We start from the raw sequence: 22,121 nt of genomic DNA, 5'->3' as shown, positions 1-22,121 counted from the left end.
ACAAGCAGGCAAAAAGGCAGCGCATGAAGATTCATATCCAAGGCGGCACGCTGATCGATCCGGCGGCGGACACGGAAAAGCCGCAGGACATATTCATCGCCGCGGGCAAGATCGTCGCGCTCGGCAGCGCGCCCGCCGACTTCAACGCGGCGAAGATGATCGACGCGACGGGCCTCCACGTGGCGCCGGGTCTCGTCGATCTGTCCGCGCGGCTGCGCGAGCCCGGCTTCGAGCACAAGGCGACGCTCGAATCGGAGATGGCCGCGGCGCTCGCCGGCGGCGTGACCAGTCTCGTGTGTCCGCCCGATACCGATCCCGTGCTCGACGAGCCGGGCCTCGTCGAAATGCTCAAGTTCCGCGCGCGCAATCTGAACCGTGCGCACGTGTATCCGCTGGGCGCGCTGACGGTCGGCCTCAAGGGGCAGGTGATCACCGAGATGGTCGAGCTGACGGAAGCGGGCTGCGTCGGCTTTTCGCAGGCCGACACGCCGATCGTCGATACGCAGGTCTTGCTGCGCGCATTGCAATACGCAAACACGTACGGCTATACCGCGTGGCTGCGTCCGCAGGATGCGTATCTCGCCAAGGGCGGCGTCGCGGCGAGCGGCCCGCTGGCGTCCCGGCTCGGTTTGTCGGGCGTCCCCGTGTCGGCGGAAACGATCGCGCTGCATACGATCTGCGAACTCGTGCGCGTAACGGGCGCGCGCGTGCATCTGTCGCATGTGTCGTCGGCGACGGGCGTCGAGCTCGTGCGCGCCGCGAAGGCGGAAGGCTTGCCCGTGACCTGCGACGTCACGATCAATCACGTGCATCTGATCGATCTGGACATCGGCTACTTCGATTCGCAGTTCCGGCTCGATCCGCCGCTGCGTTCACAGCGCGACCGCGAGGCGATCCGCGCGGGACTCGTGGACGGCACGATCGATGCGATCTGCTCGGACCACACGCCTGTCGACGACGACGAAAAGCTGCTGCCGTTCGCCGAGGCGACGCCGGGCGCGACGGGGCTCGAACTGCTGCTGTCGCTGACGGTGAAGTGGGCCGACGAAGCGGGCGTTTCGCTGGCAAAGGCGCTCAACCGCATCACGGCCGCGCCCGCCGATGTGTTGAAGCTCCCTGCTGGCCGCATCGAGGCGGGCGAGACCGCCGATCTGTGCGTGTTCGACCGCGATGCGCATTGGCGCATCGAGCCGCGCGCGCTGAAGAGCCAGGGGCACAATACGCCGTTCCTCGGTTACGAGCTGCCGGCGCGGGTGCGCGCGACCATCGTGTCGGGCCAGCTCGCGTACGAGCAGCGCTGAGCGAGCCGGTAAGCGGCAAGCGACAGGAAGAGACGCGGAAGCGACCCGGAAGCGACGCGGAAGCGACCCGGAAGAGACGCGGAAGACAAGCGGAAGACAGGCAAGAAGTTAAGCGGAAGACTTGAAACATGAAGCTCGCGTTTCGCAAGATCCGGCTGATCGTGCATTTGCTGTACGGCATGTGCGTCGTCGCGACGCGTTTTCCGCGCGCGAGCGCGCAACAACGCCTCGCGCTGAACCGCGCGTGGTCGCTGCGCATGCTGCAGCTGTGCGGGATGCGCCTCGTCGTGCACAACGACGGCGCGCGGCTCGACGAGGGCGTGCTGGTCGTCGCGAATCACATTTCGTGGATCGACATCTACGTGATCAATGCGTGGCGGCCGACACCGTTCGTCTCGAAAGCGGAGATCCGCAAGTGGCCCGTAGTCGGCTGGTGCGCGCAGCAACTGGGCACCGTGTTCATCCAGCGCGAGAAGCGCAGCGACGCGAAGCGCATCATGCATGAGCTCGCCGCGCGGCTGGACGCGGGCGAACTGATGTGCGTGTTCCCGGAAGGCACGACCTCCGATGGTGCGCAGTTGCTGCCGTTTCACGCGAACATGTTCCAGGCCGCGGTGTCGGCGTCGCGGCCTGTGCAGCCGGTGTGTCTGATGTACGAAGATGCGTGGGGACGGCAGTCGACGGCGCCTGCGTATATCGGCGACATGTCGCTTGGCGAGTCGCTGGATGCACTGCTGCGCGGCGGGCCGCTCACGGCGCACGTCTATGTCGGCGCGCCGCTCGCGCCGGGCGTCGACCGGCGCCTGCTGGCGGCCGAGGCGCAGGCTTCAGTGAGCGCGGCGCTTGCCGCGTTGCAGGATCCGGACGCGCGCCGCTCGGGCCAGATCGCCGACCGGACTCAGGAGTTTATCGATGCGGCGTCGAAAGGCGCAGCAGATCCGATGACGGGTTCCGACGCCGATCTGACGCGTCACGCCTAACGGCTCAGCGCGCGCCCGTCAGCCAGCGACGGCCCGGCAGCCGTCGCATTCCACCTGCGTGATCGTGCGTTCAGCAGGCGACGACGAAAGCCGCACAGCCGAAAGCTGCTCGCCCCACACACAGCCGGAATCGAGTCCGATCAGGTTGTCGCGGATCGTCAGGCCGAGCGCGGCCCAGTGCCCGAAGACGACGGTGATGTCCTCCGTTTTGCGGCCGGGCACGTCGAACCACGGCATGTAACCCGGCGGCGCGGAGCCGATGCCGCCGCTCGACGAGAAATCCATCGCGCCGTCGGCATTGCAAAAGCGCATGCGCGTCAGCGCGGTGCAGGTGATGCGCAGCCGGTCGATGCCTTTGAGGCTTGGCTTCCAGCGGCTCGGCTCGTTGCCGTACAGGCCCGCGAGCGTCTCCTTCCAGCCCGGCGCGCGCAGCGCGCGTTGCAACTCGTCAGCGAGCTCCAGTGTCAGGTCGACGTCCCACTGCGGCAGCACGCCCGCGTGCACGAGCAGCATGCCGTTTTCGTAATGGGCGAGTGGCCGGTGGCGAATCCAGTGAAGCAGATCTGCGGCGTCGGGCGCAGCGAGAATTTCGTCGATCGTGTCGCCTTTCTTCGACTTGCGGATGCCCGCCGACACCGACAGCAAATGCAGATCATGATTGCCCAGCACAGGAACCGCGCGATCGCCGAACGCGATGATGTCGCGCAGCGTTGCGAGCGATTCGCCGCCCCGGTTGATCAAGTCGCCTGCGAACCAGAGCGACGCGTCGGCGGGCGGCGCTGCTTTCGCGAGGAGTTGCAGGAATTGGGTGCGGCAGCCCTGCAGATCGCCGAAAGCGAGAGGAGGGGAGCTGGTGGAAACGGTCATCGAGAAGAAATGGGTGGGTTCGATGGGCGTGCTGCGTTGGCGCTTGTGGCGCCGTCGAAACTCGCCCGGCAATGAATCCGGATGTGATGCAGCCGAATCGCGCTGCGCAACGCAACATGATAACGCGCGTTCGCGTCGCGCGTTCGTCACGACTCTCGCCGGCTCGTTCGTGCCGCGGGGCCGCGGAATTATTTTGATTTTTTTTCGGCTTTTTTGACGATTTTCTGGCCGCCAAACTCACTTTTAAGGGCCGGCAATCGCCAGAGCCGATTTAATCAGCGGATATAATCGGCGGCTGCTTTTGCGGCATGCTTTTTTGCATGGGAGGAAGAATTTGCGGCATCCGTCTCAACCAGTCATGCACCGCGTTCTCATCACGGGAGCGAACGGTTTCACTGGAGCCTACGTGCGCGAAGAACTCGCCGATGCGGGCTACGAGGTCATCGGCACATCCGTCGGCGCGCCGCAGGCCGGGGAGCGCATGCTCGACATCACCTCCTTGCCGGACTGCCGCCGTCTGATCGGCGAACTGAAGCCCGATTTCATCGTGCATCTGGCCGCGATCAGCTTCGTCGCGCATGACGATCCGCTGGAGATGTACAACGTCAACGTGATCGGCACGACGAACCTGCTGCAGGCGTGCGTCGACGTCGGACACGAGCCGCGCAAGATCCTCGTCGCGAGCAGTGCGAATATCTACGGCAACGCGGAAGGCGTCATCGACGAGGAGACGGCCCCCGCGCCCGTCAACCACTACGCGGCGAGCAAGCTGGCGATGGAGCATCTGGTGCGGACCTGGTTCGACCGGCTGCCGCTCGTGGTCACGCGTCCTTTCAATTACACCGGGCGCGGGCAGTCCGAGCGCTTCCTGGTTCCCAAAATCGTCTCCCATTTTGTCCGGCGCAGGCCGTTTATCGAACTGGGAAATCTTGACGTCGCCCGTGACTTTTCTGATGTCAGAATGGTCTCGCGCGCCTATCGCGCGTTGCTGGAGTCGTCCGTTACTGGCGAGACGCTCAACGTCTGCAGCGGCAATCCACGCACATTGACGGATATCGTCGACATCGTCCGGGAGGCGTCCGGCCACGACTTGGAAGTTCGCGTAAATCCGGCCTTCGTCCGTCAAAATGAGGTCAAGTTGCTGGTTGGTTCGGCGGACCGGCTGAGCCGTCTGGTGCCTGACATGCCATCAATCGGTCTGGAAGACACGATCGACTGGATGGTCACGCACGCGTGAATGACAAACTGCATCAGTTTGTTAGTGCGCTGGTGTTTCTCATCGACACCTTTATAATGGCCGGTTAAATACCCACGCGCTGGGTGACGCGCGGCCGGTTTTACCGGTCGAGCAATAATTGCCAGTTTCGCGTCGCGGCTACACGCCGGCCTGGCTTGGCCGAGATAATTTCTAGAAGGAATCCCATGATCCTGGTAACGGGCGGTGCCGGTTTTATCGGCGCCAATTTCGTGCTCGACTGGCTGAACACTTCTGGCGAGCCGGTCCTGAACGTGGACAAGCTCACTTATGCCGGCAATCTCGGCACGTTGAAATCGCAGCAGAACAATCCGCGCCATGTGTTCGTGCGCGCCGACATCTGCGACCGTGCGGCGCTCGACGCGCTTTTCTCCGAACACAAGCCGCGCGCGGTGCTGCACTTTGCCGCCGAAAGCCACGTCGACCGCTCGATTCATGGGCCAGCGGACTTCGTGCAGACCAATGTCGTCGGCACGTTCACTTTGCTGGAAGCAGCGCGATCGTACTGGAATACGCTGAATGATGCTGACAAAGCGGCATTCCGCTTCCTGCACGTTTCCACGGATGAAGTGTTCGGCTCGCTGTCGGCGACCGATCCGCAGTTTTCCGAGACGACGCCGTACGCGCCCAACAGCCCGTATTCGGCCACCAAGGCCGGTTCCGACCATCTGGTGCGCGCCTACCACCACACGTATGGTCTGCCCGTGCTGACCACGAACTGCTCGAACAACTACGGGCCATATCAGTTCCCCGAGAAGCTCATCCCGCTGATGATCGCGAACGCGCTCGGCGGCAAACCGCTGCCCGTATACGGCGACGGCCAGAACGTGCGTGACTGGCTGTATGTCGGCGACCATTGCAGCGCGATCCGCGAAGTGCTCGCGCGGGGCGTGCCCGGCGAGACATACAACGTCGGCGGCTGGAACGAGAAAAAGAACCTCGACGTCGTTCATACGCTGTGCGATCTGCTCGACCAGCAGCGTCCGAAGGCGCAGGGTTCGTACCGCGATCAGATCACCTATGTAAAGGACCGCCCCGGTCACGACCGCCGCTATGCGATCGATGCGCGCAAGCTCGAGCGCGAGCTCGGCTGGAAGCCGGCCGAGACGTTCGAGACGGGCCTTGCGAAGACGGTCCAGTGGTATCTCGACAATCAGGAATGGGTCGACGAAGTCGCCTCGGGCGAGTACCGCAAGTGGGTCGAAACGAACTACGCGCAACGCGCGTAAGGGCGGAATGATGGCGCGCAAAGGCATTATTCTCGCTGGCGGGTCGGGCACGCGGCTGTATCCGATCACCCATGTCGTATCGAAGCAACTGCTTCCCGTGTACGACAAGCCGATGATCTATTACCCGCTGTCGACGCTGATGGTGGCGGGTATCCGCGACGTGCTGATCATCTCGACGCCGCAAGACACGCCGCGTTTCGAGGCTATGCTCGGCGACGGCAGCCAGTGGGGCATGAATATTCAGTACGCGGTGCAGCCTTCGCCTGATGGTCTCGCGCAGGCGTTCATCATCGGCCGCGAGTTCGTCGGTAACGATCCGTCGGCGCTGATTCTCGGCGACAACATCTTCTACGGCCACGATCTGGCAAAGCAGTTGGAGCGTGCGAATGCGCAGGCCGATGGTGCAACGGTGTTTGCTTATCACGTGCACGATCCCGAGCGTTATGGCGTGGTCGAGTTCGACCAGGCGTTTCGCGCGCTGTCGATCGAAGAGAAGCCTGCAAAGCCGCGCTCGAATTATGCCGTCACGGGGTTGTACTTCTACGACAACGACGTGTGCGGGATCGCCGCGGACATCAAGCCCTCCGCCCGTGGCGAGCTGGAAATTACCGATGTGAATTCCCGCTATCTCGCGAACAAAAAGCTGGACGTCGAGATCATGGGGCGCGGTTATGCATGGCTCGACACCGGCACGCATGACTCGCTGATCGAAGCGGCCACGTTCATCGCGACGTTGCAGAAACGTCAGGGTCTTGTCGTTGCCTGCCCGGAGGAGATCGCCTACCGGCGTAGGTGGATCGACGAGGAGCAATTGCTCAGACTCGCGGCGCCGCTCGCGAAAAATGCGTACGGTCAATATTTGCAGAATCTCCCGAAGGACCAAGTTGCATGGCCATCCAGGTAATCACTACGGCACTGCCCGAAGTCAAGATCATCGAACCCAAGGTGTTCGGCGATGCGCGCGGCTTTTTCTTCGAAAGCTTTAACGCACGCGAATTTGCCGAGCAGGTGCAGGCGAATGTCGAGTTCGTTCAGGACAACCATTCGCGTTCTGCAAAAGGCGTTCTGCGCGGCCTTCACTATCAGCTTCAGCATGCGCAGGGCAAGCTGGTGCGTGTTGTCGAAGGAGAGGTTTTCGACGTCGCCGTCGATATCCGAAAGAACTCGCCGAATTTCGGCAAGTGGGAGGGCGTGATTCTGTCTGCTGAGAATCATCGCCAGTTGTGGATTCCGCCGGGCTTCGCGCACGGATTCGTCGTGCTGTCGGATTCGGCTCAGTTTCTGTACAAGACGACTGACTACTGGTTCCCTGAGCACGAACGCAGCATCATCTGGAACGATCCGCAAATCGGCATCGAATGGCCGATCGATTTCGAGCCGCTGCTGGCGGCGAAAGATGCGGCCGGCAAGCGTTTGAGCGAAGCCGAATTGTATGCGTGAGACTTTCCAATGAGTGCGCAACCGACCATCCTCGTGACGGGCGTCAATGGGCAAGTTGGCTTCGAACTCGTCCGTACCCTGCAAGGTCTCGGCCGGGTCGTGGCGCTTGATCGCGCTGCACTCGATCTGGCCGATCTTGAGCAGATGCGTTCGACGGTACGCGCGCTGAAGCCTTCCATCATTGTCAATCCCGCTGCCTACACCGCGGTGGACAAGGCGGAAACCGACGTGGACGGCGCGATGCGCGTCAATGGGGACGCGCCGCGCGTGCTCGCGGAGGAGGCAGCCGCTGGCGGAGCCGTGCTGATTCACTATTCGACCGATTACGTCTTCGACGGCACGAAGAACGCACCTTACGTCGAGGACGACGCGACCAATCCGCAAAACGTCTACGGCAAGAGCAAGCTTGCGGGCGAACAGGCCATCGCTGAATCCGGCTGCGCTCATCTGATCCTGCGGACCAGCTGGGTGTACGGAGTACGCGGAAAGAACTTCTTGCTGACGATGCTGAAGGTCGGTGCGGAGCGGCCGGAGTTGCGCGTCGTGGCCGATCAGATCGGCGCGCCCACCTGGTCTAACACCATCGCTACCTCGACGTCTCACATCGTCGCGCAGGGTTTGGCTGCAAACGATATCGATTGGTGGCGCGAGCGTTCAGGTATCTATCACCTGACGGCGGCGGGCGAGACGTCATGGCATGGCTTTGCGCAAGCTATCTTCAATCTCGCGATGGGCCAGAAGGGTCCGTCAGTCGTACCGATCGGAACGGCCGACTACCCGGTCCCGGCAAAACGTCCGGCGAATTCACGGATGTCTCATCGCAAGCTCACTGAGACATTCGGGCTTTCCCTGCCCGATTGGCAGGATGCATTGCGTCTGTGCATGGCCGATCGATGCGCATAGTCCGCGTCCGCAAATGGCGCGCTTTCTGCCCGACTATTTCTGGAAAGTAACCGCCCATTATGACCTTGGGTGATCAACTCGCCTTGCCTGATAAGGCATCGACGGGAATAGTCGTCGTATTCTATCGACCCGATGCAGCTTGTGTGCGTCGGGCGAATCGCTATGCGGATGCTGGCCTCTGCGTGGTCATCGACAACACGGAGCAATCGCAGAGCGCCGACCAGTTGGGGCTCGACAAGCGGATTGAGTATGTCGCGAACGGCGCAAATCAGGGAATTGCGACGGGCATCAATCAAGGCGTCGAAGTGCTCCTGAACGCTGGATGCACCAGCGCGCTGATTTTCGACCAGGATAGCGAACCGTCAGACCGCCTGCTGCAAGAGTTGCCGCGTCTGCTCGACGAGGAGCGGCGCCAGCGCGGGCGCGTAGCATTGATCGGTCCGGCTTATGAGGATGCGCGCCTCGGTGGCGTGGCGCCGTTCGTTCGCTTTGGCTATCTGAAGCTGCAGCGGGTCGCGCCCGTCGGCACGCAGCCGATCGAGATCGATTTCTTGATTAGCTCGGGCTCGTGCATCAATCTGGCCGCCTGGCAGGAAATCGGCCCGATGGATGATGCGTTGTTTATCGATTTTGTCGATCTCGAATGGTGCATACGGGCGCGCTCGAGAGGCTATGCGGTGCTGGGTGCGCCGGGCTTGCGGCTAGCGCATGAACTGGGCGGCGAACCGGTGCGGGTGTTCGGCCGGCAATATCCGAGTCACAGTCCGCTGCGTCACTATTACCTCTTCAGGAATGCAGTTGCTTTAATCAAACGAAGCTATATTCCGTGGACCTGGAAGTCCACGGAACTCGTCAAGTTTCCGTTTCGGCTGGCGATTTATGGTTTGTTTCTGCAGCCACGTCTAAGCCATTTGCGAATGGCGCTGACGGGAATCTGGCACGGGTTGACCGGCCGCATGGGCCGGCTTGATCGACCATGACACGGTACGCGTCGTTACACGACGACGCGTCCTCTTTTTTAACGCGAAGTTGCAAAGTCTGTAATGTACAACCTGGCACTTTATGATTTGAAACAAAGCATCGCCTCGTGGCGGCTTTGGACACTTCTCGGATGGCTCGAGGTTCGCCAACGCTATGCGCGCTCACGCGTAGGACCGTTCTGGCTGACGATCAGCACCGGTGTGATGATCGGTTCGATTGGCGTGGTGTACGGCACGCTGTTCGGAATGAAGATGAGCGACTATCTTCCGTACCTTGCCGTCAGCCTCGTGTTGTGGACGGCGTTTTCGGCCACCGTCCTGGAGGGCAGCACCGCTTACATCAGCAGCGGCCAATACATCCGGCAAGCGGCGACGCCGAAGCTGATCTTCATGTTGCAGGTTGCCTGGCGTAACCTCGTCATCCTCGCGCACAACTTCGTGATCGTGGTGGTGCTGCTGGCAATTTTTGGAATCAAGAGTTGGGAGACGCTGCCTGTCTTCATTCCGGCTTTGGTTCTGTATATGGCTAACGCGATGTGGATCGCGATGGTCGCGGGTCTGCTATCCGCGCGTTTTCGCGATTTGCCGCAGATTGTCGCCGCGCTGATGCAGATCGCGTTTTACGTTACGCCAATCATTTATCGTCCGAATTCGTTGACGCGCTTTTCATTTATCGTCGAACTGAATCCTCTCGCGCATCTGATCGAGCTGGTTCGTGCGCCGTTGATCGGTGAATGGCCGAGTGCGACCACGTGGGGCGTGGCCGTGGGGCTTGCCGTCGTGGGCTGGCTTTTCGCGCTCGCACTGACGGGCCGTTACCTGAAACGCATCCCATACTGGGTCTGATAGAGCACATCATGGCGTACATCCAACTTAACAACACGACGCTCGACCTGCCCATCTACGACGTTCAAGGACGATCGCTCAAGAAGCAGGTCATGCGCATGGGCCGTCGCAATTCAATCGCCGAGGGCAACGACGGCGTGGTCGTAGTGCGAGCGCTCGACAGTGTCGACCTGCGCTTCGAAAGCGGAGACCGGATCGGCCTGATCGGCCATAACGGCGCGGGCAAATCGACACTGCTCAGGATCATGGCCGGCATCTACGCACCCACGTACGGAACGGTCGAGAGCGACGGAAAGATCGTGCCGCTGCTCGATATCAGTCTTGGCATGGATGAGAACTCGACGGGCATGCAGAACATACGCTTGCGGGGCTTGTTGCTGGGTATGTCCGATACGGAAATTCGTGAAAAGCAGCAGTCGATAGCGGAGTTTTGCGAGCTGGGCGACTATCTCGATCTGCCGCTTAGAACCTATTCGAGCGGCATGCGCGTGCGGCTGGGCTTCGCCATATCGACCGCAGTCGATGCGGAGATTCTCCTGCTCGACGAAGTGATGGGGGTCGGCGACGCGTCTTTCATGCACAAGGCCGAAGAGCGACTGGCGGATCTTCACAGCCGTGCGGAGATCGTCGTGCTGGCGATGCACTCGAATGCGGAAATCCGCAAGGTGTGCAACAAGGTGCTGTGGATGGAGCGCGGGCGTGTTCGAGCGTTTGGACCGACAGAAGAAGTTATATCGGAGTATGAGGCTCAGGTTTGAGCGAGCAACGCCGCCTGCAATAGAAGATTGGGACTAAACGCAATATTCACTTCCAGCCTTCGACGCAGCCGTGTCGAATTGCCGACGTCGCTGTTTAACGATAGTCGGTCTAAAAATATGACGAGTGACGCTTAACGGCGCGCAACGAGGACTTCCAATGATTGATCGAGCCTACAGGGTCTACTGCTACTGGAAAACCCATGGAACTTCGGCGTTGCAGCAACTTGTCTACCGTAAGTTGGCCAACAAACTTCATGCTTCGTCCAATTCAATGGGCGAAGGCGATACGTCGCAAACGAGCGTGACGCAACTTTGTCGCAAGCGTTTTGAGTCGCTTGCACCTTTGCTGACATATTCGATTCCCGCATCTAGCGTCCGGCGCGTCAGCATCGTGACGGATAGTGTGTCGAGCGGCAGCCTGTTCGGCGGAGTGGGGACTGCTCTGATTTTTTCGGCGTTGCTTGCCAATGAGCTCAATGCGCAGCTACGGATCGTCACGCGAACGCAGCGGGCTCAACCCGAAAACATCGATCACATTCTCGCGCTGTACGGCATCAAGCTGAAGCACGAAGTGCAATTCAAGTTTGCAGCGTTCTTTGATCAGAAATACGAACTTGACGTCAAGGAAGGCGATCTCTTCGTGACCACATCATGGTGGACGACTGCAGCAACATTGCCAAGCGTGCCGCGCGAGTCGATCATTTATCTGTTGCAAGAAGACGAACGTATGTTCTATGCGTTCGGCGACGATCGCGTCAAATGCGAAGACACGTTGCGTAATGGCGATATCCGTTTTCTGATCAATACGAAGCTACTGTTTGATCATCTCGCGACGGATGGCCTGAGCAATATTGCCGCCAAAGGAAAGTGGTTCGAACCGGCTTTCCCGGCAGCCATTTTCTATCCGCGCGACAAGCAGGCGTCAAAAAAGAAGCGATTCTTCTTTTATGCCAGGCCGAATAACGGGCGTAACCTCTTCTATCTTGGGGTAGAGGTCATCGAGCGGGCGATTGCTGAAAAGGTGCTGGACCCACTGGAGTGGGAGATCTGTCTTGTGGGCAAGGACATACCAGCCGTGGTCTTCGACGGCGGCTATGTGCCCGAAAAATTCGAGAATCTCACATGGTCGCAGTATGCGGAACTCGCCGGGACAATCGATGTTGGCCTGAGCCTGATGAGCACGCCGCACCCGAGCTATCCGCCTTTGGATCTGGCTGCCAGCGGTGCCGTCGTCGTGACCAATCGATTCGGCAACAAGACGGATTTGTCCGGCTACTCGCATAACCTGATCTGCGCGGACCTCGAACGTGATGCGTTGGTAGAAGCACTGCGCTCGGCCGTGACATTGGCATCCAACACGCAGTTGAGAGAGCAGAATTTCCGTAACAACGGACTTGCTGGCGATTGGCAGCAGGCCTTTGGCACGATCATCAAGCAGTTGTCCGAAGAACTCTAATGTTTAAAGTCGATATTGCTCCCATAGCGTATTCGGACCCGTGGATTCTGCCGTTGAGTGAGCGGATACGAATGCTGACGCGCGGTAAGCGGCGGGTTGCCTACTTCTACGAAGAGCCGAATAACAGCACGTTTCGTTACCGTGCCTACAACATGGCGCAGGTGCTGAACGACGACGAAAGCGGGGGCGTGTCGGCGAGCTTTTTCTTTCTTCAGGACTGGGCGCGAATCGACGAGATAGCGGATTTCGCCGATGTGCTTGTGATTTGCCGATCCCGGTACTGTCATCGCATCAATCAGCTCGTGCTGAAGTTCCGCCTGCGAGGCAAACGCGTACTGTTCGATATTGACGATTTCGTTTTCGATTCGAGCTATGCGCACCTGATCATGAACACGCTTGACGAAGATGTCGGTGATCCGCGCCGATGGGATTATTGGTTTTCGTACATTGGCCGGCTGGGCGCGGCGCTGAAAATGTGCGACGGCGCTATCACGACGAATGATTTTCTGGCCGGCAAAATTGCGGCATTTTCCGGATTGCCGGTAAGCGTGGTGCCGAACTTCATGAACAAAGAGCAACTCGATTATTCCGATGCGCTCTTTCGACAAAAGCAGGCGGCAGGATTCGCACGTGACGACAAGATTCACCTCGGCTACTTCAGCGGCTCGCCGTCGCACAAGCTCGACTATGCGATCATCGTTCCGGCTATCGAAGCTCTGCTGGCGAAGGATCGCAGAATCGAACTGATGATCGTGGGATATATCGAGGCTGGCCCGGCGCTGAGCAAATTCGGTGATCGGGTCAAACGCCAGCCCTTTCACGATTATGTGAACTTGCAGCGTCTTATCAGTACCGTCGAGTTCAATCTGATGCCGCTGCAGTCAAATGACTTTACCAACTGCAAATCCGAGCTTAAGTATTTCGAGGCCGCCGTCGTGGGTGCCATGAGCATCGCGTCACCGTCTTACACATATGCTAATTCCATTCGCAATGGCGAGAACGGATACCTCGCGCAGGCGCAGGAGTGGTTATCGGTGATCGAGGCGGCGATTGATGACAATTCCAGATGGCCTGCCTTGATCGAAAACGCTCGCGAGGATGCGCGTTCAAAGTACAGTTGGTTCAATCAGCGAGAAACGATCCTCGCCGCGCTGCAGTTTGACTGAACTCGTGGAGTCGACATTTGTTTCCCACGGCTCTCGACGTGTGTCAGAACCGGAGGCTTTTCGGCTTCCCTTGCGGCCATGAACGTTGAATCTTCGACATCGCCCGTTGCGGGAGTGGTGGCAGTGGTGGTCACGTACCAGCCCGATCCGGATCGTCTGCGCGCGCTCCTGAAGGCCGTTGCACTGCAGACTGAACGTGTAGTCGTAGTGGACAACGGTTCGGCCGACGATGTCGGTGGCCTCGCGGCTTCGTTGGGGGAGTCAGGGCTCAATGTCATATCGTTCGGTAGAAACCGTGGGATTGCTGCCGCTCACAACGCAGGCATCGACTGGGCGCGCAAGCAGGGTGGGAAATATGTGCTGCTGATGGATCAGGACAGCGAGCCAGATCCTGGCATGGTGGCCGCATTGAAGTCAGCACATGAGGATCTGGTGGCGGCGGGGAATCAGGTAGCAGCGATAGGCCCGCGAAGCAGAGACCGTCAAACGGGTCATCTCGCGCCGCATGTACGTTTCGGCAAGACGCGCTTTGCTCCTGTCGCGTGCGAAGCCGGGCAACGCGCCGTCATGACTGACCTTCTGATTTCGTCCGGCTCATTGATCTCGATGGATACGCTTGCCGCCGTCGGTGAGATGGACGAGCAATTGTTCATCGATCAGGTCGACACGGAATGGGTGCTGCGGGCGCGTGCGAAGGGGTACATGGCATGGGGGCATTGCGATGCCGCGATGGCCCATTCGCTTGGCGAATGGCGGCGCCGAGTATGGCTTGGCCGCTGGCGGGAAATCCCGTTGCATAAGCCATTTCGGTACTATTACATGTTCCGGAATAGTGTGCTGTTGCACCGGCGCGGTTATCCTTGCTGGGCGTGGAGGCGTTTGGATACGATACGCCTGTTGCAATTGGCGGTGTTCGTAACCATGTTCCATCCGAAACGATTGCAGGCACTCGGAAAGATGATGCTAGGGTTGCGAGACGGCGTACGGATGCGTAACTCGAAGTGACGGATGCGATCCGATCGCCGTGATGAAATCAGGGCCCCAAAAGCGGCAACGAAACGAAGCAATGGTGATAGAAAAAGCCGCTCGATATGTACCACTAGTCTAAGCGAATGCTGTTCGCCTTTGAGTGAAGCAGGACACCCGGAGAATTTTGGGCCGCTTATATGTTCCTCAATATGTTGATTTCGTCGCTGCGGCGAGCGACGAGGCTTGTCACGCCGCGCTCGAATAACCGCCGGTCCACGAACGGGGATAGCGTGGAGACGCGCGCGGCTCGCTTCGCCGAGGAGCGAAGAATCATCGAGGAAGCCGGACTCTTCGATGAGGCGTTTTACCGTCGTAAATATCCCGATGTGGAAAAGGCCGGCCTCGATCCGCTTGAGCACTATATAGAATGGGGCGGAAAGGAAGGCCGGCGGCCGCATCCTTCTTTCGATCCGCGCTGGTACACAACCCAGTATCCTGATGTTGCTCAGAGCGGAATTCATCCGCTTATTCACTACCTGACGATTGGCAAGAAGGAAGGACGGCGTTGCGGTCTCGACTCCAGAATTCTCTCTACTGTTGCGTCAATGTATCAGGAGGCAGCTGACTTTGAGCCGGCTATAGCACTTGACGCATCGCTGAACACACCTCACCTTCTGGATATCCACGGAGGCGGCCAAGATTGGCCAGCGCTTCGCGTATGGCGTGCACTGTTCGAATCGCTCGATCGTCCGTTCGATTATGTTATTTTCGTCGGGAGTCCGCTTCGGGAAAGCGATGTGCAAATGGCTGCCTGTGCGGCACAAGCGGCTGTAGAAGCGCATGGAGCGGAATCGGCGCTCGTCGTGTTTACCGACTACGAAGAGATGGAAGCGTGCGACTGCTTCGGTCAAGATGTTTGCACGCGTAGTTTATCCAACTTTGGAGAGTCTTTGACGGGTGGGGAGCGTGCATCGATTGTTGAGAAGCTTATCCTGTCGGTTCGACCGAAGGCGGTGCTCAACGTCGATAGCGCTGCATGTTGGGACGCGATCTTGCGAAAGGGTGCCGCACTGCAAATGGCCAGCGACCTTTACGCCTGTCTACATTCTGACAATGTTTTTGTAGACGGCAGCACCGTGAACTTCGCGCACTCCCATTTTCGCGAGTGTCTTCCTTTCCTGCGAAAGGTGTATTTCGACAACCTTCACTTTGAGGAGAGTCTCGCATCCGTATATGGTGTGCCTCCTTCGTTGAGAAGCCGACTGGCGACACTTTATCGACCTTTGCGAGGCGAGGGGATCGCGACGTATAAAGCAACTTCTTCAACTCAGAGCGCTATTGTCTGGGGCGGCCAAATAGACTCGCAAGCAAGTGTCGATCTGCTATTGCAGATAGCGGCGCGAGCGCCAGATCTGATGTTCGACGTATTCGCCAATGGGAGCTCAGACCAGATTGCGTACTTGCGCGATGCTGCGCTCTCCAGTGCGAACGTAACGCTACGAGGCTCATTTGTCTCCGTGTCGCGACTGCCAGTCAACAACTATTGCGCGTTCCTACATACGTCATTTTCTGATCGACTGCCCTTCGCTCTTGTTGAGGCATGTGCGACGGGAATCCCAGTTGTCGCACCGGCAGTCTCAGGGATTGCCGAACTTGTCACGTCGAAGACGGGTTGGCCCGTCGACCGCTACGAAGACCCCGAATCGTATATTCAAGCGCTTCGACAAATCAGAGAGGATTCTCAGCTGACAACGTCTAAATCAACTCGTATGGTCGAACATGTCCAAGAGCAACATTCGCAGGCTACATTTATGAGGACGCTGCGCGCGTCTCCTTCATTCATCGACTGAAGCCATGGCAGATTTCGACATCACCGCGGTTATCAATGGGCATGCTGAAGGTCTGGTTGCGCAGCCATCCTTGCGAAGTCTTGCCAAATGCGCGGCCGTCGCAAGAGCAACTGGCCTGCGCGTGGAACTCCTCGCTATCCTCGATAAGCCGAATGCCATAACGGAGGAAGTATTCGCGGAATTCGCACGGGTCGAGCCGGGTTTGCGCATCAAGGTTGCCCAGCATGGTGATTTGGGGTTTTCGCGCAATACCGCAGTAGAGGAGGCGCGCGGCAAGTGGATTGGTTTTCTGGACGCGGATGATATCTGGAGTGCAGACTGGCTCGTCCTGGCACACGCTGCAGCCGAGTCGGATCCGAGAAAGGTTGTATGGCATCCCGAGGTCAATGCGTATTTTGGTGTGACGCCTAATATCTTTCTGCATATTGACATGGAGGATCCCGCATTCCGGATTGCGGATCTCGGGTTTACGAATCTATGGACATCGTTGTGCTTTACATCAGCCGATCTTTTGCGGTCAGTGCCGTACGTGGGCACCGACCTGAAAAATGGTATTGGCTATGAAGATTGGTGCTGGAATGTCGACGTCGTCAATAGCGGTGGAATTCATAAAATCGTTCCCAACACCGCTCATGCAATACGAACGCGCAGAGTGTCGTTGGTAAAGCAAACTTCTGCAGCAGATAGCGTTCCGCGGCCTTCTGATTTTTTTCGGAAAGTGCTCGCTGCGACGCGCGCTGAGCGTTCCATTGATTCGTGACTACAGATGCCGGTCACTCGCCCATCGGATCGTGAGATTTACGGGCGTGCTGTTAGCGGCCGGAAACGGAATCAAAGGCGTGCGCTAAGCAACTTCCCGATGTATCCGCGCTCGGATGCGAAGCACGTCCTCCCACAAATTATCGCCGAATAGTCATTTGCGTCGAAAAGCGCACGGAGGGCGGAGCATTTGATATCTTGCAATTAGCCTGTGAGGAATGCGGTCAGCCAGTTGGCGGCACGATATCGTGCCATCTCAATCAACTCGCAAATCGTATAAACGTTTCGGCATACGTATCCATCATACGTGATCGACTGAATTTCTGTTCAGCCGTCAGTCGGGATGTTCTTTGAATTTCGCGCAGCGTCGAACTGTCTCTGGCCCATCCGGCCAACACATTGGCAATTCGCAGCGTATCTTTCGGTCCGATGAGATAACCGTTTTGACCATCCTCGATTAACTCTGGAACGCCGCCGACGGGAGCGCCGATCACAGGAACGCCACACGCGTTGGCCTCCATCACGATGTTAGGCCGGCCATCAATCTTGGACGGCAGCACAAGCACATCCATCGAACGTAGAGCGGCCGGCAGGTCTTCCACATAGCCGTCGTAGATGAGCTTCCCGGCAGCGGGGCTTGCCTCGACGCGGCCGCGCACTAACGCCGCCTGATCGCCTTCGCCGCTCATTCGGAAGGTTGCTCCTGGGACGAGTTCATGGACTGCTTCTACAAGATCAATGAATCCAAGAGGGTTCTTCTCCGACGACATGCGTCCGATATATCCAACCACGATACCGTCGCGTGGCTTCCGATCGACATCTGGAGTTAGCCAATCCAGATCGATGCCGCTGCGCACCACAGCGATTCCAGGATCCTCTTTATGCGTACAAGACTGGACAAAGCGTTGCATGTATTCGCTTTCAACGATAACGCCATCCATGCAGCGCTCGTAAAGAAAATGATTTACAACATGCCCGACCTCGTTATACAGAGTGTCGACGATTCGCAGTTCAGGCTTACGTTCCTTCCAATACGGCAAATGCGAATACAAAGAATATGCGCCTATTTGAAGAATCAAATCCACCTTGCGCTGTTGGATCTCTTTCCAAACAAGGTCGCGATGGTCATGGGCCGAGATGTTGCTAAGATCCAAAAGCCGGTCGGTGGAACGAAAGTCGTCCATCGGATCGGGCGTGTAGACGGTTGATGCATCTGCGCAATACGCCACCGTAACGTCGAAGCCGCGCTTGCGCATTTCGCGCAACACCGCGATGGACAGGGCGCCTTTGACCAGAAAAGGCAGCAGGGCGAGGATAGTAGGTTTCTTCATGGCTGCGCTTAGGTCATCGTGTCTTGCTTGGTTTCAAGATTGCTCGCCCGTATCACTGGACGTTACTTTTTGCAGTTGCTCGTAGGCGGTACGCCAGTTGCTAGCTTGGTTTTCGTACCATTTGGCATTTACGGCATTGACGCTGTCGTCGTACCACAGTTGGGTAAGGCGTGTTATCAATGCAACGCTGTAAGCCCTCTCAATCAAAACGGGCAATGCGAGAACCCTTTCCGGATTCGGATGGAATGAGTGCACGACGTTATAAGCCAGGTTGAGTGCCTTTTCCGCCTCTGTAAGGCCCTGCAGGTCGGACTGCGTCATGGCTTTGACAAGGTGGTCCACGCTCGCGCTTAATTCGCGGTTCCGGGTGGCGACTCCGATATATGTAGACCCGTATCCTTTGATATCGGACTCGAACCCGCTGACAAACAGGTCATCGAAACCAGAAAACAGACGTTGAAGTCCAGGTATGGTGGGGTAGTAGATGTGCTCGTACGATCCGTTGAACCAGTCGCTGTTGTCGCGAGTATCGGAGATCAACGGAATTTCAAACACCAGAACGCCATCAGACTTCAGCAGGGAAAGAGCAACCGTAAATGCGCGTTTCAGATCCAGAACGTGCTCGAACGTTGCGATCGATGTCACTACATCGAGCGAACGTCCAAGTTGCGTTGCGACGACGGGAGCAAGTACATCGTTTGCAACAAGGGTGACGCCAGCTTCGGCAGCCTTGTCAGCTGCCTTCTTGTTCACCTCGATGCCGAATTTCTCAAAGCCGTCGCCGAGCTTGCGAAGAAGGAAGCCATCGGCGCAGCCAATGTCTAACACCCGTCCAGTTGGCTTGAGAGCCTGAACGAGCAGTTGAACCCACAATAGTCCGTGTTCAGCGGTGAAAGCATAGTCTGCGTAGCCAATGGTCTCGCTCTCGTCTTTGCCGTAGTAGTCGTCGCCATAGAAGACGCTCGTGTCGTCGGGGGGGGCTTCGATAACACCCATTCCGCAACTTTCGCAGAATAGAACCCGTCGTCCATCGCCCCGAGTTACTGTTTTAGAGAAACTGGAGTGCGAACATACATTGCAGTTGAATCGAACTTGGTCGCTGTCTGTCATGGATATTCATGCATCGAGTTATTTCGTTGAGGGAGCGACCGGCGAGTACGCGCGTTGCGAACTGGGGCCGACACTTATGCCGACGAATGCACATTACGCCGATTGGCCGGTCGCCTCGAGATAGGCACGCTGCCATTTCTCGCTTTGGCTTTGCCAGTAGTCGCGAGCATTGATATATGCTTCTACATCCTTGTTAAGCTTGCTGAGTTCCTGATAAATGGGTATGCCCTTATCGAGCAACGCCATGCATCGTCTTCCGACGGTCACCAATTCGGGGTTTTCTTCAGTGTTTCTCAGAGTGGCCTTGAAGCTCTCGAAGTCGCCGACCGAAGTGGATTGCATCAGCATCCCAAGCAGGCGATAGCGCTCCGTGGGTGACAGTCGACTCAACTGTTCATGGTGGGCCGCCCAGCCGATGATACGTGCGATGGATGGGTGGAGCGCGCGCTTTTCTGCCAGCGGAATAAGATTGTGCAGTTTTGCGTACGTGAGTTCCAATAAGGTCCCGAGCGGATCGGCGTGAGTTACGCCGCTTGAATGTGCTCTGACGAATGTCAGCTTCTCTTGAAGGTTGGCAATGCCGCAACCTTCGCGTAACGCTCGAGTCCAAAGTTCATAGTCAGGGGCGCGAACCATGTTCGGATCGTCGAGGCCCACGCGGCGGTGAGCGGCACTACGCACCATCGTCGACGATCGGCAAAGATGATTGGCGCCGATCCAGGTGTCAACCCGTCCAAAGTCGTGAGGCTGATTGACCGCTTCTTCGAGTACCTCGGCGTTCGGGTGCGGACATCCGTCCTGGTCGAACACTGAAATGTACGTACCAATGATATCGAGGTGCGGATTCGCGGCGGCGAAAGCAAGTTGACGCTCAGCCTTGTGCGGCGCGATCCAGTCGTCGGCGTCCAGATTGACCAGCCATTCTCCTTTGCAGGCGGAGACCGCGCGGTTGTAACTGGCCGCACCGCCCATGTTTTGCTCATTCAGAAGCACGCGAATCCGCGAGTCGCGGAAGCTCCTTACGATATTGACGGAATTGTCCCGCGAGCAATCATCCACGACCACGATTTCGAAGTCCTGCACCGTCTGGTTCAGGATGCTTCGAATCGTCTTGTCGATGTAGCGCTCGTAGTTATACGAGAGCACGATATAGGAAAGCAGAGGTTTGTCGCTCATGGAAGACAATCGGCAATTCGGTCGAGGTCTTGTTCGGACAGGCGATCATGGAATGGCAGACCTATCACGCGAGGCGCTAGTGCTTCGGTAGTCGGCATGTCACAGCGAGGTGCGTCGGCGAATGCCGGATGCCGATGACACCCGAGCCCCCACCAGCGCCGCCATTCGACGCCTTGAGCATCAAGCCGGTCAAGAGTCGCTTGCAAGGCTTCAGGGGGGACCACCACGTTGAACGTCATAGTGACCCATTCGTCGCCGACGCCGCGCTGGACCCGGACGTTTTTTGTTTTTAGTCTTTCCAAGTAAGAGTTCGTCAGCGTCCGCAACGCATCCAGGCGTGCGGGGAGTGCATCTAGTACGGCCATTCCGATCGCCGCAGCGTATTCCGAAATCCGATAGTTCCCGCCCCGGATGGCGGAAACCCGCTCAGCACCGAGAAAGCCAAAGCCGGTCATCGCGGTTGTGCGCTCGATCAGGTCGCTGTCAGACGAAAAAATAGCACCGCCTTCGCCGATTCCGACGACCTTCGTTGCATGCAAACTGACGCAGACTGGCTGTGCCCCAACTCCATTGAGAGCAGTGACTGCGGCCGCGGCATCGAAGACTACCGGGATCTCATGTTTTGCTTCGAACGCTTTCCAGCGAATCAAATCGGGGGGAGCGCCGAAAGCACTGACCACAAGTACTGCGGCGGGTGGTTCGGTTAGCAGTGGCAAGGCAGCCTCTACGATTTCCGGCGTCAGCATCATGTCTTGCTCGGACACGTCGAGCAGGTACGGCGTAAGCCCTGCATTGCAGACGGCGTGCGCGCTAGCGATGAATGTGAAAGCGGGCATCAGGCAATAACGTCGTCCAGGCCTCGCGCGAATGCGCAATGCAAGTTCGATTGCCGACGTCCCATTGCACGTCAGTGTGACGCCGGGTGCACCCGCCAACTGCGAGAGTCGGGTGCTGAACTCGCGGTGAAGTGGGCCATAGTTGCTATAGGTCCGCGCCGAATCTATTCGGGCAAGATAGGGCAGTAGTGCGTCGGCGCCTGGCAGGCGCGGAATCAGGACTTTGATGTTTTCGCTCGGCATGAATGACAGGACAGCGGGAAATTAAAGTTGATCAGGCTGCCGCCTGACTATCGGGCGTGCCGGGACCCCGACGACGGTGGTGCCAGGTTCGACGGACCTCACGACGACCGCGCCCGCCCCTACGACGGACCATGCGCCGACGACGCAACCCGGTGCAACGACAACGCCGACGCCCAGATTCGCACCCTCTTCGATCGTCACGCGACCGGCAATCGATGTACCTGGGCCGAGGCTTGCAAAAGCGCCAATCGTACAATCGTGCGAAATATTACAGCCTGGATTGATGAGTGCGTGTGCTCCAATCTCGATGTCGGTGGTGAAACTGGCGGCGCCCAGCACCATGGCGCCCTCGCCAAATTTGACGAGCGGGCCGACGGTCGCGGCAGGATGAAGCACGGTCCTGAACCGGGACGCGCCCAGTTGCCGTGCGATTTTGAGCCGAGCTTTATTGTCACCAACCGCAATGACAAATTCAGTCTCTACCTTTTCGTCTTGTGTGCTAAAGGTCAATTCCTGCACTGCCAGGTTTCGCACCGGCTTCGAGGCGAACCCTGGCTCGACAAGGAACGAGTCGACATCCAGTCCCATCGCCAGAAGTGCCGCGTGCACCTCTCGACCAAGGCCGCCTGCACCTACGATCCGTATTATCATACGATTCTCTCGCTA

Annotated in this window: 22 protein-coding genes; 16 read left to right on the top strand and 6 right to left on the bottom strand. The window is 58.3% G+C overall.

Annotation, left to right across the window (positions count from 1 at the left end; genetic code table 11):
• The first annotated feature begins 23 nt into the window (after nucleotides 1-23).
• Nucleotides 24-1,301 (top strand): dihydroorotase, encoded by a 1,278-nt coding sequence (locus J8I87_RS30360; protein ID WP_209935857.1) that lies wholly within the window; start codon nucleotides 24-26, stop codon nucleotides 1,299-1,301.
• Between the two features lie 128 nt (nucleotides 1,302-1,429).
• On the top strand, nucleotides 1,430-2,281 hold the full coding sequence (locus J8I87_RS30355) for a 1-acyl-sn-glycerol-3-phosphate acyltransferase (RefSeq protein WP_209935856.1): 852 nt from the start codon (nucleotides 1,430-1,432) through the stop codon (nucleotides 2,279-2,281).
• Nucleotides 2,282-2,299: 18 nt separating this feature from the next.
• Here J8I87_RS30355 and J8I87_RS30350 read toward each other — a convergent pair whose 3' ends face one another.
• A complete protein-coding gene (locus J8I87_RS30350; RefSeq protein ID WP_209935855.1) occupies nucleotides 2,300-3,148 on the bottom strand; it encodes a symmetrical bis(5'-nucleosyl)-tetraphosphatase in 849 nt (282 codons plus the stop codon).
• On the opposite strand from J8I87_RS30350, the gene J8I87_RS30345 reads away from it, so the two are divergent.
• From J8I87_RS30345 to J8I87_RS30280, 14 genes are all read left to right on the top strand, one after another.
• Entirely contained in the window at nucleotides 3,135-3,365 is a 231-nt protein-coding gene (locus J8I87_RS30345; RefSeq protein ID WP_209935853.1) for a hypothetical protein, read from the top strand. The genes J8I87_RS30350 and J8I87_RS30345 overlap by 14 nt on opposite strands.
• A gap of 117 nt (nucleotides 3,366-3,482) precedes the next feature.
• Nucleotides 3,483-4,385: a GDP-mannose 4,6-dehydratase gene (locus tag J8I87_RS30340; RefSeq protein ID WP_409518842.1), complete on the top strand. Its 903-nt coding sequence runs from the start codon at nucleotides 3,483-3,485 to the stop codon at nucleotides 4,383-4,385.
• A gap of 185 nt (nucleotides 4,386-4,570) precedes the next feature.
• On the top strand, nucleotides 4,571-5,632 hold the full coding sequence (gene rfbB, locus J8I87_RS30335; protein ID WP_209935851.1) for a dTDP-glucose 4,6-dehydratase: 1,062 nt from the start codon (nucleotides 4,571-4,573) through the stop codon (nucleotides 5,630-5,632).
• A 10-nt stretch (nucleotides 5,633-5,642) separates the two neighbouring features.
• Nucleotides 5,643-6,536, top strand: a complete 894-nt coding sequence (gene rfbA, locus J8I87_RS30330) for a glucose-1-phosphate thymidylyltransferase RfbA (RefSeq protein ID WP_209935874.1) — start codon at nucleotides 5,643-5,645, stop codon at nucleotides 6,534-6,536.
• Nucleotides 6,521-7,072: a dTDP-4-dehydrorhamnose 3,5-epimerase gene (gene rfbC, locus J8I87_RS30325; RefSeq protein ID WP_209935850.1), complete on the top strand. Its 552-nt coding sequence runs from the start codon at nucleotides 6,521-6,523 to the stop codon at nucleotides 7,070-7,072. Before rfbA ends, rfbC begins: the two co-directional genes overlap by 16 nt.
• Before the next feature lie 9 nt (nucleotides 7,073-7,081).
• Nucleotides 7,082-7,975: a dTDP-4-dehydrorhamnose reductase gene (rfbD, locus tag J8I87_RS30320; protein WP_209935849.1), complete on the top strand. Its 894-nt coding sequence runs from the start codon at nucleotides 7,082-7,084 to the stop codon at nucleotides 7,973-7,975.
• Between the two features lie 59 nt (nucleotides 7,976-8,034).
• The gene (locus J8I87_RS30315) at nucleotides 8,035-8,955 is read left to right on the top strand and encodes a glycosyltransferase family 2 protein (RefSeq protein WP_209935847.1); all 921 of its coding nucleotides are present in this window, start codon (nucleotides 8,035-8,037) and stop codon (nucleotides 8,953-8,955) included.
• Nucleotides 8,956-9,018: 63 nt separating this feature from the next.
• Entirely contained in the window at nucleotides 9,019-9,801 is a 783-nt protein-coding gene (locus J8I87_RS30310; protein WP_209935846.1) for an ABC transporter permease, read from the top strand.
• An 11-nt stretch (nucleotides 9,802-9,812) separates the two neighbouring features.
• Nucleotides 9,813-10,559, top strand: coding sequence for an ABC transporter ATP-binding protein (locus J8I87_RS30305; RefSeq protein WP_209935845.1), 747 nt, complete (start codon nucleotides 9,813-9,815; stop codon nucleotides 10,557-10,559).
• A gap of 157 nt (nucleotides 10,560-10,716) precedes the next feature.
• Entirely contained in the window at nucleotides 10,717-12,015 is a 1,299-nt protein-coding gene (locus J8I87_RS30300; RefSeq protein ID WP_245254269.1) for a hypothetical protein, read from the top strand.
• A complete protein-coding gene (locus tag J8I87_RS30295; RefSeq protein ID WP_245254268.1) occupies nucleotides 12,015-13,181 on the top strand; it encodes a glycosyltransferase in 1,167 nt (388 codons plus the stop codon). The genes J8I87_RS30300 and J8I87_RS30295 overlap by 1 nt, the downstream gene beginning before the upstream one ends.
• Nucleotides 13,182-13,304: 123 nt before the next feature.
• Nucleotides 13,305-14,186 carry a glycosyltransferase family 2 protein gene (locus J8I87_RS30290; RefSeq protein ID WP_313066824.1) on the top strand — a complete coding sequence of 294 codons (882 nt, stop codon included), beginning with the start codon at nucleotides 13,305-13,307 and terminating at the stop codon, nucleotides 14,184-14,186.
• 254 nt (nucleotides 14,187-14,440) lie between these two features.
• On the top strand, nucleotides 14,441-16,000 hold the full coding sequence (locus tag J8I87_RS46080) for a glycosyltransferase (protein ID WP_209935843.1): 1,560 nt from the start codon (nucleotides 14,441-14,443) through the stop codon (nucleotides 15,998-16,000).
• 4 nt (nucleotides 16,001-16,004) lie between these two features.
• Nucleotides 16,005-16,760 carry a glycosyltransferase family 2 protein gene (locus tag J8I87_RS30280; RefSeq protein ID WP_209935842.1) on the top strand — a complete coding sequence of 252 codons (756 nt, stop codon included), beginning with the start codon at nucleotides 16,005-16,007 and terminating at the stop codon, nucleotides 16,758-16,760.
• A 259-nt stretch (nucleotides 16,761-17,019) separates the two neighbouring features.
• Here the strand turns inward: J8I87_RS30280 and J8I87_RS30275 are convergent, their stop codons facing one another.
• The 5 genes from J8I87_RS30275 to J8I87_RS30255 all read right to left on the bottom strand — a co-directional run bounded on the left by J8I87_RS30275 (nucleotide 17,020) and on the right by J8I87_RS30255 (nucleotide 22,106).
• Complete coding sequence (locus J8I87_RS30275; RefSeq protein WP_209935840.1) at nucleotides 17,020-18,090, bottom strand: glycosyltransferase family 4 protein; 1,071 nt, start codon at nucleotides 18,088-18,090, stop codon at nucleotides 17,020-17,022.
• 33 nt (nucleotides 18,091-18,123) lie between these two features.
• Nucleotides 18,124-19,086, bottom strand: a complete 963-nt coding sequence (locus J8I87_RS30270) for a class I SAM-dependent methyltransferase (protein ID WP_209935839.1) — start codon at nucleotides 19,084-19,086, stop codon at nucleotides 18,124-18,126.
• A gap of 207 nt (nucleotides 19,087-19,293) precedes the next feature.
• The gene (locus J8I87_RS30265; RefSeq protein ID WP_209935838.1) at nucleotides 19,294-20,376 is read right to left on the bottom strand and encodes a glycosyltransferase family 2 protein; all 1,083 of its coding nucleotides are present in this window, start codon (nucleotides 20,374-20,376) and stop codon (nucleotides 19,294-19,296) included.
• Complete coding sequence (locus J8I87_RS30260; RefSeq protein WP_209935837.1) at nucleotides 20,373-21,455, bottom strand: DegT/DnrJ/EryC1/StrS family aminotransferase; 1,083 nt, start codon at nucleotides 21,453-21,455, stop codon at nucleotides 20,373-20,375. The genes J8I87_RS30265 and J8I87_RS30260 overlap by 4 nt, the downstream gene beginning before the upstream one ends.
• A 21-nt stretch (nucleotides 21,456-21,476) precedes the next feature.
• Entirely contained in the window at nucleotides 21,477-22,106 is a 630-nt protein-coding gene (locus J8I87_RS30255; RefSeq protein ID WP_209935836.1) for a NeuD/PglB/VioB family sugar acetyltransferase, read from the bottom strand.
• Nucleotides 22,107-22,121: the final 15 nt, after the last annotated feature.

It is taken from the genome of Paraburkholderia sp. LEh10 (assembly GCF_017814945.1).
Taxonomy (GTDB): Bacteria; Pseudomonadota; Gammaproteobacteria; order Burkholderiales; family Burkholderiaceae; genus Paraburkholderia.
This window is presented reverse-complemented; position numbering and strand designations above follow the sequence as displayed.

Bases quoted from the DNA above. Each gene is read 5' to 3' on its own strand.
- J8I87_RS30360 (WP_209935857.1), top strand. From the start codon at position 24: ATGAAGATTCATATCCAAGGCGGCACGCTGATCGATCCGGCGGCGGAC.
- J8I87_RS30355 (WP_209935856.1), top strand. From the start codon at position 1,430: ATGAAGCTCGCGTTTCGCAAGATCCGGCTGATCGTGCATTTGCTGTAC.
- J8I87_RS30350 (WP_209935855.1), bottom strand. From the start codon at position 3,148: ATGACCGTTTCCACCAGCTCCCCTCCTCTCGCTTTCGGCGATCTGCAG.
- rfbB (WP_209935851.1), top strand. From the start codon at position 4,571: ATGATCCTGGTAACGGGCGGTGCCGGTTTTATCGGCGCCAATTTCGTG.
- rfbA (WP_209935874.1), top strand. From the start codon at position 5,643: ATGGCGCGCAAAGGCATTATTCTCGCTGGCGGGTCGGGCACGCGGCTG.
- rfbC (WP_209935850.1), top strand. From the start codon at position 6,521: ATGGCCATCCAGGTAATCACTACGGCACTGCCCGAAGTCAAGATCATC.
- rfbD (WP_209935849.1), top strand. From the start codon at position 7,082: ATGAGTGCGCAACCGACCATCCTCGTGACGGGCGTCAATGGGCAAGTT.
- J8I87_RS30315 (WP_209935847.1), top strand. From the start codon at position 8,035: ATGACCTTGGGTGATCAACTCGCCTTGCCTGATAAGGCATCGACGGGA.
- J8I87_RS30310 (WP_209935846.1), top strand. From the start codon at position 9,019: ATGTACAACCTGGCACTTTATGATTTGAAACAAAGCATCGCCTCGTGG.
- J8I87_RS30305 (WP_209935845.1), top strand. From the start codon at position 9,813: ATGGCGTACATCCAACTTAACAACACGACGCTCGACCTGCCCATCTAC.
- J8I87_RS30300 (WP_245254269.1), top strand. From the start codon at position 10,717: ATGATTGATCGAGCCTACAGGGTCTACTGCTACTGGAAAACCCATGGA.
- J8I87_RS30295 (WP_245254268.1), top strand. From the start codon at position 12,015: ATGTTTAAAGTCGATATTGCTCCCATAGCGTATTCGGACCCGTGGATT.
- J8I87_RS30280 (WP_209935842.1), top strand. From the start codon at position 16,005: ATGGCAGATTTCGACATCACCGCGGTTATCAATGGGCATGCTGAAGGT.
- J8I87_RS30275 (WP_209935840.1), bottom strand. From the start codon at position 18,090: ATGAAGAAACCTACTATCCTCGCCCTGCTGCCTTTTCTGGTCAAAGGC.
- J8I87_RS30270 (WP_209935839.1), bottom strand. From the start codon at position 19,086: ATGGGTGTTATCGAAGCCCCCCCCGACGACACGAGCGTCTTCTATGGC.
- J8I87_RS30265 (WP_209935838.1), bottom strand. From the start codon at position 20,376: ATGAGCGACAAACCTCTGCTTTCCTATATCGTGCTCTCGTATAACTAC.
- J8I87_RS30260 (WP_209935837.1), bottom strand. From the start codon at position 21,455: ATGCCGAGCGAAAACATCAAAGTCCTGATTCCGCGCCTGCCAGGCGCC.
- J8I87_RS30255 (WP_209935836.1), bottom strand. From the start codon at position 22,106: ATGATAATACGGATCGTAGGTGCAGGCGGCCTTGGTCGAGAGGTGCAC.